The organism is Sessilibacter sp. MAH3, assembly GCF_054658275.1.
In genome coordinates, this window is sequence record NZ_BAAGIE010000050.1 from 1 (window position 1) to 15,313 (window position 15,313).

Annotated in this window: 16 protein-coding genes; 7 read left to right on the forward strand and 9 right to left on the reverse strand. The window is 43.9% G+C overall.

Going from position 1 to position 15,313, the window contains the following annotated elements:
* Positions 1 to 280 precede the first annotated feature (280 nt).
* Positions 281 to 955 carry a DsbA family oxidoreductase gene (locus tag ACYQ2C_RS18040; RefSeq protein WP_460104559.1) on the reverse strand — a complete coding sequence of 225 codons (675 nt, stop codon included), beginning with the start codon at positions 953 to 955 and terminating at the stop codon, positions 281 to 283.
* Positions 956 to 1,128: 173 nt separating this feature from the next.
* Here ACYQ2C_RS18040 and ACYQ2C_RS18045 point away from each other — a divergent pair, with 173 nt between their 5' ends.
* The 5 genes from ACYQ2C_RS18045 to ACYQ2C_RS18065 all read left to right on the forward strand — a co-directional run bounded on the left by ACYQ2C_RS18045 (position 1,129) and on the right by ACYQ2C_RS18065 (position 7,990).
* Positions 1,129 to 2,679, forward strand: coding sequence for an alkaline phosphatase D family protein (locus ACYQ2C_RS18045; protein WP_460104558.1), 1,551 nt, complete (start codon positions 1,129 to 1,131; stop codon positions 2,677 to 2,679).
* Positions 2,680 to 3,109: 430 nt separating this feature from the next.
* Positions 3,110 to 4,195: a helix-turn-helix transcriptional regulator gene (locus tag ACYQ2C_RS18050; protein WP_460051618.1), complete on the forward strand. Its 1,086-nt coding sequence runs from the start codon at positions 3,110 to 3,112 to the stop codon at positions 4,193 to 4,195.
* A 226-nt stretch (positions 4,196 to 4,421) separates the two neighbouring features.
* Entirely contained in the window at positions 4,422 to 5,393 is a 972-nt protein-coding gene (pip, locus tag ACYQ2C_RS18055; protein ID WP_460104557.1) for a prolyl aminopeptidase, read from the forward strand.
* Between the two features lie 63 nt (positions 5,394 to 5,456).
* Positions 5,457 to 5,894 (forward strand): D-aminoacyl-tRNA deacylase, encoded by a 438-nt coding sequence (gene dtd / locus ACYQ2C_RS18060; protein ID WP_460051620.1) that lies wholly within the window; start codon positions 5,457 to 5,459, stop codon positions 5,892 to 5,894.
* Between the two features lie 956 nt (positions 5,895 to 6,850).
* Positions 6,851 to 7,990 carry an HD domain-containing phosphohydrolase gene (locus ACYQ2C_RS18065; protein ID WP_460104556.1) on the forward strand — a complete coding sequence of 380 codons (1,140 nt, stop codon included), beginning with the start codon at positions 6,851 to 6,853 and terminating at the stop codon, positions 7,988 to 7,990.
* 155 nt (positions 7,991 to 8,145) lie between these two features.
* Here the strand turns inward: ACYQ2C_RS18065 and tatC are convergent, their stop codons facing one another.
* From tatC to ubiE, 8 genes are all read right to left on the reverse strand, one after another.
* On the reverse strand, positions 8,146 to 8,937 hold the full coding sequence (tatC, locus tag ACYQ2C_RS18070) for a twin-arginine translocase subunit TatC (RefSeq protein ID WP_460051623.1): 792 nt from the start codon (positions 8,935 to 8,937) through the stop codon (positions 8,146 to 8,148).
* Entirely contained in the window at positions 8,934 to 9,377 is a 444-nt protein-coding gene (tatB, locus tag ACYQ2C_RS18075) for a Sec-independent protein translocase protein TatB (protein WP_460104554.1), read from the reverse strand. Before tatB ends, tatC begins: the two co-directional genes overlap by 4 nt.
* A gap of 43 nt (positions 9,378 to 9,420) precedes the next feature.
* Complete coding sequence (tatA, locus tag ACYQ2C_RS18080; protein WP_460051626.1) at positions 9,421 to 9,669, reverse strand: Sec-independent protein translocase subunit TatA; 249 nt, start codon at positions 9,667 to 9,669, stop codon at positions 9,421 to 9,423.
* 57 nt (positions 9,670 to 9,726) lie between these two features.
* The gene (locus ACYQ2C_RS18085; RefSeq protein ID WP_460051628.1) at positions 9,727 to 10,062 is read right to left on the reverse strand and encodes a phosphoribosyl-ATP diphosphatase; all 336 of its coding nucleotides are present in this window, start codon (positions 10,060 to 10,062) and stop codon (positions 9,727 to 9,729) included.
* A gap of 48 nt (positions 10,063 to 10,110) precedes the next feature.
* On the reverse strand, positions 10,111 to 10,530 hold the full coding sequence (hisI, locus tag ACYQ2C_RS18090) for a phosphoribosyl-AMP cyclohydrolase (RefSeq protein ID WP_460051629.1): 420 nt from the start codon (positions 10,528 to 10,530) through the stop codon (positions 10,111 to 10,113).
* Between the two features lie 128 nt (positions 10,531 to 10,658).
* The gene (ubiB, locus tag ACYQ2C_RS18095; RefSeq protein ID WP_460104553.1) at positions 10,659 to 12,281 is read right to left on the reverse strand and encodes a ubiquinone biosynthesis regulatory protein kinase UbiB; all 1,623 of its coding nucleotides are present in this window, start codon (positions 12,279 to 12,281) and stop codon (positions 10,659 to 10,661) included.
* A gap of 19 nt (positions 12,282 to 12,300) precedes the next feature.
* Positions 12,301 to 12,936 carry a ubiquinone biosynthesis accessory factor UbiJ gene (locus ACYQ2C_RS18100; protein WP_460104552.1) on the reverse strand — a complete coding sequence of 212 codons (636 nt, stop codon included), beginning with the start codon at positions 12,934 to 12,936 and terminating at the stop codon, positions 12,301 to 12,303.
* 31 nt (positions 12,937 to 12,967) lie between these two features.
* Positions 12,968 to 13,714 (reverse strand): bifunctional demethylmenaquinone methyltransferase/2-methoxy-6-polyprenyl-1,4-benzoquinol methylase UbiE, encoded by a 747-nt coding sequence (gene ubiE, locus ACYQ2C_RS18105; RefSeq protein ID WP_460051633.1) that lies wholly within the window; start codon positions 13,712 to 13,714, stop codon positions 12,968 to 12,970.
* A gap of 290 nt (positions 13,715 to 14,004) precedes the next feature.
* Between ubiE and ACYQ2C_RS18110 the strand changes: the two genes are divergently transcribed.
* Both ACYQ2C_RS18110 and ACYQ2C_RS18115 read left to right on the forward strand, forming a co-directional pair.
* Positions 14,005 to 14,373, forward strand: coding sequence for a rhodanese-like domain-containing protein (locus tag ACYQ2C_RS18110; RefSeq protein WP_460051634.1), 369 nt, complete (start codon positions 14,005 to 14,007; stop codon positions 14,371 to 14,373).
* 439 nt (positions 14,374 to 14,812) lie between these two features.
* A complete protein-coding gene (locus ACYQ2C_RS18115; protein WP_460104551.1) occupies positions 14,813 to 15,145 on the forward strand; it encodes a hypothetical protein in 333 nt (110 codons plus the stop codon).
* Positions 15,146 to 15,313 lie beyond the last annotated feature (168 nt).

A 15,313-nucleotide genomic window follows, 5' to 3' on the forward strand; every position in this document is an offset into this window, starting at 1 on the left:
ATGAATTATTTATGGGACAGCGAGTTGATTTACTCGCTGCGTTATGAAATTGCAGTTATTACTTGAAACCGCGAATTAAAAACAAAGCGGCGTAACAGAAAGTAATGAAGGAAACTCTTATTAACCCAGAGTTTCCCGCGAGACAAGGATGTGTCGGTAATTTCAATAACGATGAGTGATGAAAATTGTGAAGACTTTAGAAATCACGTTTTTCAACTACTTTTTTTTGAGTACATCATAAAAAACGAAGCTGAGTTTCTGTAGTTAACATAAGCTGGAGTTAACACCAGCTGGCTTCGTCGGTTGGGTTGCGTAAAAGCTCTTCGATATTTGCACATAATATTCGGTAACCAACATTGCCAAATAATATTTGGCGACCGTTATCCAGAACATAAGAGGGGCTGCCTTTTAAGCCTTCGGTTTTTGCTTGTTGGTAATCAGCCATCAGTTTTGCCATGGCGGTACCGTTATTTAATTCGATTTCTATGGCGTTAAAATCAAGGCCGTTATTGTGTGCCAGTGTTTTTAGAATATCCCAATCACCAATGTTTTGCGCATTACAAAAAAAGGCACGTCTGATTTGTAAGGCATAATCTATAGAGGCATCCACACCGCAGGCGCTTTCAATGGCTTTAATCATTAAATGCGCAGGCGCCGAAGATTTTGGCCTTACCTTGGTCCAAATATCGGGGTGCACTTGTGCGTGTTCAAAATCTTCGCTGCTGTGGCGAACGTGCTCGGCAAAGCCGCAGAAGCCGCCGCGGTCTTTCCATTGGCGATTCATTTTGCCATCAACATCGCCAAATACGTCCATGTAGTGATAGTGAATTTCGATTCGCTTACTAAGCTGCTGATTGAGTTCATCGATGCGTCGCTGGGCTATCCACGCCCAGATGCACAGTACATCGGAGTAATAATCAACGGTTAGAGGCGTATTTGAGGTGCTAGTGTTCATGGCGATTACCTGTGTTTTGCTCTATTTTACATAATTTAGATAAAAACGAAATAGGTTTTTTTCTTTTGGCCGAATCCGTGGTTTTGTCATCTATCTCGTCTAAGGTAAGGTCAACTGTGAATGACAAGGCGATTACTTATTTTGAGTATCGGTTCTAAAATACGGAATGGGTTATGAATTTACCAAGACGATCATTGCTAAAAGCCGGTGTGGGTTTGTCGTTGTTATCAGGACCGATTACGGTGGCTTTTTCCAGAGCGAATAACAGGCCTTTAGTGAACGATGGTGTGCAGTGTGGTGAAGTTACGGCGAGTTCTGCGGTGCTTTGGAGTCGTTGTGATCGCCCTGCAAAAATGTACGTGGAGTACAGTTATTCGTCCGAGTTTTTTAATAGCACTCAGTTACCGCCAATAGACGTATTATCGGTTTCGGATTTTACCGGCAAAATTCAATTAACGCGTTTACTCAGTGATAAAACCGTTTATTACAAAATTACCTTTGCTGCACTTGAGGATTTAAAAGCAACGTCAGAGCCCGTATTTGGTCACTTCAAAACCGCACCGGTGATTGCACGAAATATTGCTTTTGCGTGGTCTGGCGATACGGTTGGGCAGGGTTGGGGAATTGATCCCACGCGCGGTGGTTTTAAAACCTATCGTGCCTTAAATTTACACGAGCTCGATTTCTTTATTCACAGTGGCGATACCGTTTATGCCGACGGCCCATTACAGGAATCCGTCCATTTAGCCGACGGCAGCACATGGCATAATTTAATTACGCCCGAAAAATTAAAAGTGGCAGAAACCCTGGAAGAGTTTCGCGGCCAGTGGAAATACAATTTTTTAGATACGCATTTTCGCGAGTTTAATACTCATGTGCCCACCTATTATCAGTGGGATGATCACGAGGTTATTAATAACTGGTCACCTTCAACCAATTTGTTGGACGACAGCCGTTATACAGAAAAATCCGTTCACGTTTTGGCGGCGCATGCCTCTCGGGCTTTTTACGAGATGACACCCATTGCATACGTTGCCCAAGAACCCGGTCGAATTTATCGTTCTATTCACTATGGCCCAGATCTCGACATTTTCTTTTTGGATCTACGTAAATATCGCGCGGGCAATGGTGAAGGTCTCGAAGCTGTGTCGGGTGACACCACGGTTTTATTGGGTCGCCAACAGTTGGATTGGTTGCGTTCTGAATTGTCTAAATCTAAAGCGACTTGGAAGATTATTGCTTGTGACATGCCAATTGGATTGGTGGTTTGGGAAGATTGGAAAAATGCCAGTGGTGTTGAAGCCGTCGCAAATGGTGATAACGGTGATCCAAAAGGCCGCGAATTAGAATTTGCCGAATTACTGAGTTTTATCGCAGAGCGGGAAATTCATAATACGGTGTGGTTGACCGCCGATGTGCATTACACCGCCGCGCATTTTTATAATCCCAAAAAGGCGGCGTTCAAGAATTTCTTACCTTTCTGGGAGTTTGTGTCTGGACCTTTGCATGCTGGCGGTTTTGGCCCTAATGTTTTAGATAATACCTTTGGCCCTGAAGTCGTGTTTCAGAAAACTCCACCTACAGCCAATAGTCATCCCGATCAAGGATTCCAATTTTTTGGTTTGGTGAATATTAATGCCGATACGAAAGCATTAACCGTTAGATTGATGAACAATGAAAATGTGCTCCAACATGAACAAGTGTTATTGCCGGTGTTAAAGTGATTTCCGTCGCAGATAAAATAGTCATAGATGTAGACATTGACTGCTGTTTTTTCCGAGCATTTAAGTAAAACAAAATCATCACAAATTAATTTTTAAATTCGACTGGTGTTTATTTTGCTTTTATTGAGGCATTTATTATCGGTCAGTTAAGCCATTTTTCTTACGAGATGTATTTCTGCAAGACATTGTGTTGAACTCAACGCGCCAGAAGATACAGAGCTCGACGAGTAGTTATTTCATAAAGTTATGTTTTTTTAAATTTTAGACTGATTTGTTATTGCACATATTATTTCGATTTTTGGTACGTTACTTTAGTTGGCGCTTTCTATCGATTTTTATGGGCTTTTGTTCATAAGCAACGTTGGCTCTTCGGTATCTGAAATATCGGTTCAATAGATTATTAATACACAATTTGGGTGATTTAAGGGTTATGAATAAACTGCAAAAAATACAGCGCATACATCAACTCTTTAAAACCCGACGTCGTTGGCTAAGTGCGTCAGATATCAGTAGTGATTTAAAAGCACCAGAATCGGAAGTATCGGAATTGCTTGCACAAATGCAGAGCTTTTTGTCGGCGCCTATTGAGTTTTCAGAACAAGAGCAGGGCTACCGTTACCGAGAAGGCGCCATCGCGAATTACAATTTGCCGGACTTCTGGTTGAGTGCCAGCGAAATCGTTAGCCTTTCTCGTTTACACAATAATTTTAATGGTTTGAGCCGCGGTTTGTTATCCGATGAAGTAGAGGGTTTTAAATCTCCTATTGAGCAAGCGCTGCGTGTTCGTAAGATAAACTCTGATCAGTTTTATGCACGCGTTAAATACATTCCTAACGTGCAAGCGCGTACCTTCGACGAAGTGTTCTCAATTATTTGCGCGGGTGTTTTAGAGCGGCGCCAGATTGCCATGCATTACAACAACAGTGACGGTAGCGTCAGTCATTGCACGGTATGTCCTCAATTATTGGTGCATCGTGAAAATGTCTGGATTCTTGAAGCCTGGTGCCACATGCATCGCGGTTTGCGCAGTTTCAATTTGTCTCGGGTTGGTAATGCTGAGGTTTTGAAATCAAGAAGCCGAGAAATTGCCCAGAAAAACCTCGATAAATACTTTGATAATCTATACGGCGTTAATCAACAGCGACCACAGTTGGTAGAGCTAAAATTCAGCGGCGACGCGGCCTACGAGGCTGCATCGCAGCTTTGGCATGTGGATCAAAATGGCTTCTGGCAAGACGGGCATTACTGTTTGCATCTGCCGTTGCAAAACGAAGATGCTTTAATCAAGCGACTGTTGCCGCTGCTTCCCAATGTACAAGTCTTACAGCCGCAAGCGTTAAAAATGCGCCTTCACTCAACTCTCACCCAAGCACTCAAACGCCTCGAAGAATTGACCGGGGATTCGGTAACCCTCCCCAAGACAGATGAAGCTCGTAGCAGCGGAGAAGTTGTGCACCAGCTGAACCCCAACGGAAAACGCAGCAAGTCCTTCCAAAAAACTCTTAAACAAGCCTGAGCTTGTGTTAATGGCTATTGTGTTGTGGTTTAAGAGCACAAGACAGAGTTAATCCCAGTTAGTAGCTATACTTCATCGAACAACGTGCATAACGGCGCTTTGAGTATTGCTACGCTGGTCATTCATCGAATTTTTAGACTCAGGTTTTTCAAGATTTGATCGTCGTTCGCTTTACTTCAAGAGTTTGTTGTAAGCTGCTTGTAATAACCCCCAATAAGGAACGCCGATGCTAGGTCTTTATCCCGATATCAAACCTTATAATCGCGACTACCTGAAAGTCGAATCGCCGCATGAAATCTACTTTGAGGAATGTGGCTCGCCGGATGGAATTCCAGTGGTGTTTGTACACGGCGGTCCCGGTGGTGGCTGTACCAGTGGCGATCGTTGTTTTTTTGATCCCGAAAAATATCGCATTATTCTGTTTGATCAGCGCGGTGCCGGTCGATCTAAGCCTCACGCCGAACTTGAAAATAACTATACACAAGGGTTAATCGCCGATATGGAGGCACTGCGTGAGCATCTTGGAGTGCAGCAGTGGCTAGTCTTCGGTGGTTCTTGGGGTAGTACTCTGAGTCTTTTATACGCACAAGCCTATCCAGAAAAGGTATTAGGTTTAATTCTTAGAGGCATCTTTCTCTGCCGTAAAAAAGACTTGGACTGGTTTTATCAAGGCGGCGCAGCGCATGTTTTTCCAGACTATTGGGAACATTTCTGTAAGCTCATTCCAGAAGAAGAGCGCGACGATTACATCAAAGCGTATTACAAACGCTTAACCAGCGATAACGAATTAGCGAAAATGGCTGCGGCCAAGTCTTGGTCTCAGTGGGAAGGTCAGTGCGCAACGTTACGTCCGAGCCAAGAAACCGTCGACCACTTTAGTGAACCTCATTTGGCCATGTCTTTGGCGCGTATCGAAACCCATTACTTTATCAATGATTCTTTCATTGAAGAAAATCAGATATTGAACAATATGCAGGCCATCGAAAATATCCCCGGTGTCATTGTTCATGGCCGTTATGACATGGTTTGCTCTCTAGACAATGCCTATGAACTGTACAAACTTTGGCCCGAATCAGAATTAAAAATTATTCGTGATGCTGGCCATGCGAGCCGCGAGCCCGGGATCATTGATGCGCTGGTTAAGGCCACCAACGAAATGGCGCATAGAATTAACAAAGACTTAGATTCACCGGCATAATTATCCAGTGCGTTCATTGCAAAGATTACCGCCGTCGATTTTTTTGTGAAATAGGAATAGGTTGTGAAAGGATTAATTCAGCGAGTGACTCACGCGTCGGTCGCTGTCGATGGTGAGATTGTTGGTGAAATCCAACAGGGTATTTTGCTGTTGTTAGGCATCGAGAAAACCGATACCAACGAGAGTATTGATAAGCTCGTCGATAAGGTTTTAAAAATTAGGATTTTTTCCGATGAACAAGGAAAAATGAACAACAGCGTCGCGGATATCAACGGCGGTGTTTTAGTGGTGTCGCAATTTACGCTAGTTGCCGATACTAAAAAAGGTACACGGCCGGGATTTTCATCGGCTGCACCACCGGATATTGCCGAGCAACTTTATCGACAGTTTGTTGATAAAATACAGCAAAAACACGTCAATATTGCCACCGGTATTTTTGCCGCAGATATGAAAATCAGCTTATTAAATGATGGGCCTGTAACTTTTATGTTAGAGGTATAACATAAAAGAACCTCTGATTAATTCATTCCTGATGTAATCAGAGGTCTGAAATTGACACTGCGATTTCCAGTTTCTTCACACTTTAAATTACTTACCGCTCTTGAACTCGGCGATACATTCTCGTGTCGCGGGAGACTCTGGGTTAGTCAGAGTTTTCTTTATTTCTTAATTATCTGTTTACGATATACGACTCCGACGATTTCTTTCTAACCGTAGACTGTAATAACTGTCAGGAAAGCGCAATCTTTTGGTTTATTTTGATTTATCAATCAAATTGCCAGTTTTCTTTTATTATCATTTGTAGTCTTATTTAGTCAGTTTTTAACCGTTGTTTATCGGTTCGAATAATTCATTTTATTTTCCATAATCGATTTATTCGTAACTGTCGTTCATGTTTTTAGAGCAAGCTAAATCGAACATTTGAATGAGCTGTTAAAAAGTTAAAAAAATAATCACGCTGAGCTTTTTGTGTTTATTTATTAATCGAAAAAAACGTAAAATTTTGACTTTTAATTTATACAGTTAATACTTTTTGTAATATTTTGTTATTATGGCTACGCACATAACTTGTAGCCTTTTGGGAAGATAACGAAATTGAAGCAGGATGCTCAGCGGTTGGAGGTTCCCACTCCAGCAGTATTTAAGCTTGCAAGTGTATGTAATCAAATTGATTAAGTGAATTCGAGAGTCAACTTTCGATGCGGTTGAATCCGTTGTTTCCGTCTTTAAATAGATGTGCGGTTCTGCGTTTTTTTTATCCTTATCGAGAGTATTTTTTAGCTCATGAATGTCTGTAGGGCTCCCCGAGATCCTTTTTTGGGTTCAACAAATAATTAGAAAAATGTGTGGGTAGGGGTAACGACAAGGATTAAAGTCGTCTACGAGTTCAAGCGCAAAATAACTCTTATTCATCGGTAATCGAGTTTTTATTTTCAGTGCTGCGAATGGAAATTGCTATGGCTAGGGCTTACCAAGAAACCATTTTTCAACTGCAAAGCCAAGAATTGTTGTTAAACGCTTCTATTTTGGTGTTTGTCAGTGATCCGCTATTACAAGACGAGTTGAAATCCTACGTTGAGGCTATACACGCCCTTAATGTCGATTTTATTGAGAGTGGTGACCAACTAGAACGCATGTGCCAAGTAAAAAATTATGACTTGGTGTATGTTGATGCTCAATTGGGCAGTGATTTAATTTCTCACAGTGTCGATGTCTTAAAAGCAGAGGCGAATTTTTCTGAATTGCCTATGCCGTTGTTATTTTTGATTGATAACCATTTCGAAGATACCTTCAATGAAAATATTTTAAATTTAATGGATGAAGTATTTTTTTCGCCATTAAATTTTCGTGATTTAGATTTTAGAGTTAAAAAACAACTGCAACGTCGTGTTGATGGTGCTGATGCTCAACAACGTTTAGACGTTTGTGAAGCTAAACTTCTCGATCGCACCAGACAACTGTACGAAACTCAGCTGAAATTAGTAGAAGTTTTATCTCGGAATTTAGAATCGAGAGGAGAATCTCATCGCCACGATTACCTACCTTTGGTCGGACAGTACGCCGCAATTGTGAGTAGAGCGATGGGTTTAAGCGATGACGAATGTGATTTGTTGGAGCAAGCCAGCCCGCTGCATGACTTGGGTAATATCGAATTACCGGATGAGGTTTTGTACAAAAGCGGCCCTATGACTTCGGACGATATTACCTTACTTCGCTCCCACGTGAATATTGGTGCTCGTTTGCTGGCCAGCCAAGACGGGCAAATCATGCAAATGGCGGCAACCATCGCCCAGACGCATCATGAGCGTTGGGACGGAACCGGCTATCCATCGGGATTAAAAGGCAAAGAAATTCCGCTGTGCAGCCGTATCGTTGCGGTGTGTGATGTGTTTGATGCGCTTACATCTAACCGGCCCTATCGCCCGGGCTGGAGAGTTTCAAAAGCCTTAGAGTATCTTAAATCGAATGCTGGCCGATTGTTCGACCCCGACGTCGTAAACAGCTTTCAGTCGGTTTTTAACGAAGTGTTGGCTTGCCGTGAAAGCGCGTTTGGCGTAACCCGCCAAGAGTACCGAGCCAGCTGTGAGTTGAATTAATCCGTCTTACGGCTCAGTGATTCGTACCCTGAGCCGTTTCTCTTCGTGTTTAGCTGTCTAGTTTGTCTGAACCTTTCTCTTGTCCAAAAGACCTCTTATCGAAAGCCTCTTTGCCTAAACAATACCGTCAAGTACGAAATAGACGGGCTTATTGTCTAGTGAAGATCTGCACTTTTCTCTTCTAGATTTTCTTCGCTGTCTGCGTCTGTCTGACGAGGTTTAATAAATCGTCCGAACAGAATGCCAAGCTCGAATAGCATCCACATGGGAATGGCTAACAGTGCCTGTGAAAAGATATCCGGTGGAGTCATCAACATACCAACCACAAAGCAACCTACGATCACGTAGGGACGCTTGTTGGCTAAGGTTTTTGCATCGGTAATGCCTGCCCAGATTAAAAGCACGGTCGCGACAGGGATTTCAAAGGCAAATCCAAAGGCAAAGAATAATTTGATGACAAAATCGAGGTAAGAACTCATGTCGGTCATCACCGTTACGCCCGCCGGGGCGGCGCTGGTGAAAAACGCGAAAATCAGCGGAAAGACCACATAATAGGCGAACGCCATTCCGGAATAAAAGAGTATGACGCTTGAAATCAGTAGCGGAATGGCAATGCGCTTTTCATGCTTATAAAGCGCTGGCGCTATAAACGACCAAAGCTGAAACAACAAAAACGGCATGGCTAAAATAACCGCCGCAAACATGCTCATTTTAAACGGTGTTAAAAATGGCGCGGCCACACCCGTGGCGATCATGCTGGCGCCTTCGGGCAGATAGGTTTTTAACGGTATCGAGATGTACGCGTAGATGTCATTCGCAAAGGCGAATAGCACACCAAATACAACCAGTATTGAAAGAACACCCTTGAGCAGGCGATTGCGCAGTTCAACCAAATGAGCAACCAGCGTTTGCTCACGATCCTTGTTGATGTTGTCGTAACTAGTCATGGTTGCGACTTGGTTGCCTCGGTATTGCTTGCGGGTAGGTGATTTTCTGAACCAGATGCCGCTTTGTTTTCGGGTTTATGGCTTGGGTTTGTTGTAGTACTTGGGTTTGTTGTAGCACTTGGGTTTGTTGTAGCGGCGTCGTTGGGCAACAGGGTGTTTTGCTCAGATGGATTTGCAAAGGTATCTTCTGTGAGTGTCATATTGAGTTCACGGCGAGTATCTTCGAGTTTTCGCAAGACCTCTTCATTGTGCAATTGACGACGAATATCGTCGGTGCCCAGTTGCCGCTCAAGTTCTAAACGCGTATCACGCATGCCGCGCTTGATTCTGCCCACCATGAGGGCGATATCGCGCAGCGTTTGCGGCAGGCGCTCGGGACCAATCACCAGCAGACCTACCACCGCAATGATAAGAATTTCAAAAAAACCAATATCAAACACAAAAGTGCTCCCTGAAGCTTTAAAAAGCGGCAACTAAGCCCGGTTACTTAGTGGCTTCTTTATCTTGAGTGCTGACTTTTTCGGTGCTAGCGGTGCTTTGTGTGTTGTGCTCCACTTTTGCTTGAGCTTGCTGCTCTTTGGCTTCTTTTTCTTCGTCGCTCATGGCGTTTTTAAAGCCTTTGATGGCACTGCCAAGATCACCACCCAGCGAGCGAAGACGTTTGGTGCCGAAAAGCATTACGACGATGGCAAGAATGATCAGAAGTTGCCAAATACTGATTCCACCTAACATAACTTACTCCTTCGATGTTCTAAGAGCTCAGCGACCAAAGGTGCTGAGTAACTGTTGTTATTTTGATTGACGAGAAGCTTTTTCTTCAAGGCCAGACAAATTAAAACGACGCGCCAGTTCTTGCAGCACTTCGTCACTGCTAATGTTCATGTGACCCAGTAATACTAGACTGTGAAACCATAAATCGGCCATCTCGTAGATGACCTCAGAGTTATCACCACTTATGGCAGCGTCTTTTGCTGCGATAACGGTTTCGGTGCACTCTTCAGAAACCTTCTCCAGAATTTTGTTTAAGCCTTTGGCGTGTAGGCTGGCAACATAGGAAGAATCCGGAGCCGAGTTTTCGATACGCTCTTGAATGGTCGCGGTAAGTTGTTGCAAAACGTCTGACATAGCACTACCAGTAAATTAAAGATGTTTTTCTCGAGCGGTAAAATAAGTTTAGCTCTTGTAAATCTCGCTTGGATCTTTAATGACCGCTTCTTGGGTTTGCCATTGGTCGTTGATCAAAGAGCGGTAAAAGCAAGATTCCCGTCCAGTATGACAGGCAATGCCGCCAATTTGCTCGACTTGTAAAACAATAACGTCCGAATCGCAATCCAGTTGAATATCACGAACATTTTGTACGTGACCTGAACTTTCACCCTTCGGCCACAGCTTTTGGCGCGAACGTGAATAATAGACGGCGGTTTTGGTTTCGGCGGTTTTTGCTAAGGCTTCACGGTTCATCCAGGCCATCATCAAAATACGCCCGGTTTTTGCGTCTTGCGCTATAGCCGGTACCAAACCGTCACTGGTCCACTTAACGTCATCCAGCCAACTGAGCGGCGACGAACTGTTATTTCCGGGCGCTGTATCCATAACTGATTGCCTTAGATCAAAGGCTGGCTAGTGTAAAGAGTTTCGATTGTCGTGAAAACCTTTGTCGAAATCGATGAAGATATGCTCGTCAACAATTTTCTGGGTTAACCTAAATTAACCCAGTTTTGCTACCGAAATAACCAGACAACGCCTGCTGTCAAGAGCAATACAACCGTGATTGTGGGTAGGTTTTGCAGCCATGGCAAAAAGCCCGGCCACGCGGCAGCCGCGGCCAAGACGAGCGCGGCGGTAGCAATTTGCTTGCGCCGGGTGCCTGAACTGGGCCTATCGGCCAAGGCTTTGGTGGCGCGCTTAATGTCTGGCGTGAGCTTTGTTAATTCTTGTAATTGTTCGAGATTATTAAAGATCAGGTGCGGAACCTCGGGGAATTTCTCCATCCATTCCGGTCCGTACCTACGCAGTTCGTTGTACAAAGCTTTAGGATGAAAGCGATCTTTAATCCAACGCTCCATATAAGGATGGGCCGTACTCCACAGATCAAGATCAGGGTATAACTGTCGCCCAAGACCTTCGATGTTTAATAACGTCTTCTGCAACAGAACCAGCTGCGGTTGTACTTCCATTTGAAAGCGACGCGCGGTTTGGAACAGACTGATCAACACGTGGCCGAACGAGATTTCTTTCAAGGGTTTTTCAAAAATAGGCTCGCATACACTGCGAATAGCCGCTTCTAATTCACCAATGGAGGTTTCTTCTGGCACCCAACCGCTAAATACGTGCAACTCAGCCACCAAACGATAATCACGGCGGAACATGGCTAAGATGTTGCGCGCAAGATAGTACTGATCTTCGCGACTCAGTGAGCCAACCACAGCCGTATCAATGGCGATGTATTGTGGGTTTTGGGGCGTTTTAGTAGAAACGAAAATGTTGCCCGGATGCATGTCTGCGTGAAAGAAGTTGTGTTCAAACACTTGCTTAAAGAAGATTTCTACGCCGCGCTCAGCCAAACGTTTTAAATCGGTATTTTGCTCGCGCAAAGCATCGATATGAGTGACCGGAATACCAAAAATGCGCTCCATCACCATCACATTGCGACGGCAATAATCCCAATACACTTCCGGCACATAGAGTTGGTCAGAATTGGCAAAGTTACGGCGTAATTGGCTGGCGTTGGCGGCTTCGCGTTGAAGGTCAAGCTCATCAAAAATGGTGTGGCGATAGTCTTCAACCACATCGCGCATGTGTAACCGCTTGCCATCGGCACTCAGCGCTTCGGCTAAATACGCGACGGTTCGCAATAGGGCGATGTCTTTCTCAATGGTGGGTTCTAATCCAGGGCGAACTGCTTTTACAACTACCTTTTTGCCAGAGTGCAGGGTTGCGGTATGAACCTGAGCAATAGATGCTGAAGCCAAAGGTTCGCGATCGAACTCTTTAAACAGCTCATCGATAGGTGCACCCAGTGACTGCTCTACCAGTGCCACAAAGGCTTCGCTCGGAAATGGCGTGACGTGATCTTGGAGCTTATCCAGAAAATTCATCAAATCGGGCGGAATAAGGTCCGGGCGTGTCGATAAGAGCTGCCCGAACTTTACAAACACCGGGCCCATGTGTTCAAAGAACAATCGTAGGCGTTCGCCTCTGGGCAGTTCGGGTTTGGGTAACCACGTTAGTGGCAATAAAAGCCAGCGTATTGACCAAGGCAGGCGTTTGATTTCAATAAACGTATCGAGTCGATATTTAAACGCAGCAAAAATGATCTGCAAAAGTCGAAATAGGGCGAGCACAAGTCTTCCTTAATGTTGCTTAATCTTTCGAGGTAGACTCGTCATCGATTAGTAATTGGGTGAGTCGCTCAATACGAGCTTCAAGTCGATCGATATCCAAACGGAGTTGTTGGTTGCGCTCACAGAAATCTTTGAATAACGCTTGGTTGGGCAGAAGCTGCTTTTCTTCGATGGCGTATTCGAGCAATTGATTGCGTATGTTCTCGCGACGGGCTTTGCCCCAAGCGTGGCTGCTTCGAATCACCTCGGCGACCTGGTGGCCGATGGTGTCACCCGCGTATTGACTGATAATTTCTTCCCAGTCGATTTCGATGTCTTTTGAAAACTCCTGCCACTGCTGTACAAGCCCAGCACTGCCAATGATCTCAACCTGAGAGTCGGCAAGATTGGTTTTGCCTTCGATAAAGACTTTAATCAGATCGCTGAGCGATCCGCGAATTTCCGCCTCGGGCTGCTCGCCATGGCTTTGCAATCTTAGTTCACCGTCAATGGCGGTAATAAAGCAAACGAAGGCCGGGTTGTTAATGGTCAACCGTACCAGACGACCTTCGAGAGATTGCAAACGTAGCTTACTGACGGGATCGAACTTCAGTGCCTGATTGATCATCAGCTGCACTGAAGCCAGGGCTGTGGTGGTTACCGTGGGGCCAAACATCTTAGATACCCATTAAACTAAACGTTAAGACCTAAATTTTCAGACCTTTGTGCAAAGCCACAATGCCAGAAGTCATGTTGTGGTATTCGCACTCTTTAAATCCGGCGTTTTCCATCATGCCTTTCAAGGTTTCTTGATCGGGATGCATGCGAATGCTTTCGGCTAGGTATTTATAGCTTTCGGAATCGTTCGCAACTAACTTACCCATCATTGGCAAAAGTCTGAACGAATACTGATCGTAAATTTTTTCCACCACGGGATTGTTTGGTTTTGAGAACTCCAATACCAACAAACGACCGCCTGGTTTTAACACGCGATACATGGATTCAAGCGCCATGTCTTTATCGGTTACGTTGCGAAGACCGAAGGCAATGGTAATGCAATCGAAGGTATTGTCTGGAAACGGCAAGTACTGTGCGTCTGCCTGGCAGTATTCAATGTTACCTGCCACACCTCGATCGGTAAGGCGATCGCGACCCACTTTGATCATTGAATCGTTAATATCGGCGAGCACCACTAAGCCGTCTGGGCCAACAATGCGAGAGAATTGGTAGCTTAAATCACCGGTACCGCCGGCGATGTCCAAAATCTTTTGCTTTGGACGTGCCGCAGACATTTCAATGGTGTAACGCTTCCAAATTCGATGAACGCCACCGGACATTAAGTCGTTCATCAAATCGTATTTGGCGGCGACGGAGTGAAACACGTCGGCAACGCGGCCGGCTTTTTCGGAAGTTTTAACTTTTTGGAAACCAAAGTGCGTAGTATCGTCGCTCATAACCTTTCCTAAACTCATAGACTGGTGGCATTGTACGCTAGGAACACGGGGATTTCAGTGCCGAATTACGTATCCTAGAAACATCATCAAATTCAGTACGCCAGTTGGTATCGACTTGGGCTTTCGATGAACAGATCAGCCGAAGCGTTTTTCTTCCAACTAAGATCACAGATTGACGCAAAAGACTTGTTCAAGAACTAAGTTAATAATAAAGTTGTCTACCTTTTGGTAGATCGTAACTTTTCGATATAACGTTGTTTTTCACAAATTCAGACTTAAACGAGGGACCTATGACCATGCTGCAACGGGCTTCAAAATTAATCGCCGGAATGTTTATGCTAGTAACGGCCACTTTTGCGACCGCTAACGAGAGCGCCGCGGAAATTCCAGATAACGCCATTTGGTTAGATGTGCGCAGCCTCGAAGAATACAAATCGGGCCATGTCGACGGTGCTTTGAATATTCCTCATACCAAAATCGAAGAACAAATTCTGGGTATAGTCCCTGATAAAGACACGCCAGTATATTTGTATTGCCGTTCTGGTCATCGCTCTAATATTGCTTTAAACAAAATGAAAGAATTGGGTTACACCAATTTGCAAAATGTGGGTGGATTAAACGATGCCCGTGAATTTTTAAAAGAATCCGAAAAAGAATAAGCGGTAATCTCTAAATTGTAATCACCAAATCTTCATAACCAAGGAGCCTTTGATTTGTGCCTTCAGGGTTTAATCAGAGGTTCCCTTCCTTATATTTACCCTTCTTAAACTTCTCGCTAAAACATTACCTTCGCGAAAATTACGATATTTTTTTCTTTATCTAGCGATTAGCCGCCTGCGAATGTGTGCAATCTGTTTGTGGTTTTTCGTCAGAAATCTTAATTCTCAAATCTATCCATAATTCACACTTTGGTTTATTTGATTGATCTTTGGTTTTAGGCTTTTTGGATAAAGATCCAAAAATACGTATTTGAGATTAACCCAGGTAAAATCTTGCTATATGATCCACGACGTTTGATTTTTTAAAAGTTTTATGGTGTGAATTTTTCAAAAAAATAAGCAGTATTAGCAGTTTTGGAATTTATAAAAGGAACTTGTTGTGAAATATATATTTGCATTAGTTGTATTAATGTTTTCTTCATTGTCTTATGCGTACGACTTTGAAAACTGCAAAGTTGTGGAAATCGTAACTAGTGGGCAGGTAAATGCTCATGTGGCTTTGGATTGTGTTATTCAAAATTTACCCGCCTGTGCGACCGCAAATCGTTATATTGGCTTTGATAAAACCACAGCCGCAGGAGAAATTTATTTTTCGATGATTCTTACCGCGTTTGCCAGCAATTCAACGCTCACTGGACATATTCATCCCTCAGAGTGCCCAAGCTTTCAAAACAATGTTGCTTTGTTAACCCAATTGAGAATGAGAAAATAAAATCCGAATAATTTTTTTAAAGGCACATGGATGTGTTACTGGAGGCTTAGGTTTAGCCGGAGTTTTCAGTGATTAAATTAAGGTCGAATAAAGGAAACTCTGATTAACCAGAGTTTCTCGCGACACAAGGATGTGTCGCCAATTTCAAGAACGGTAAGTGATTGAAAT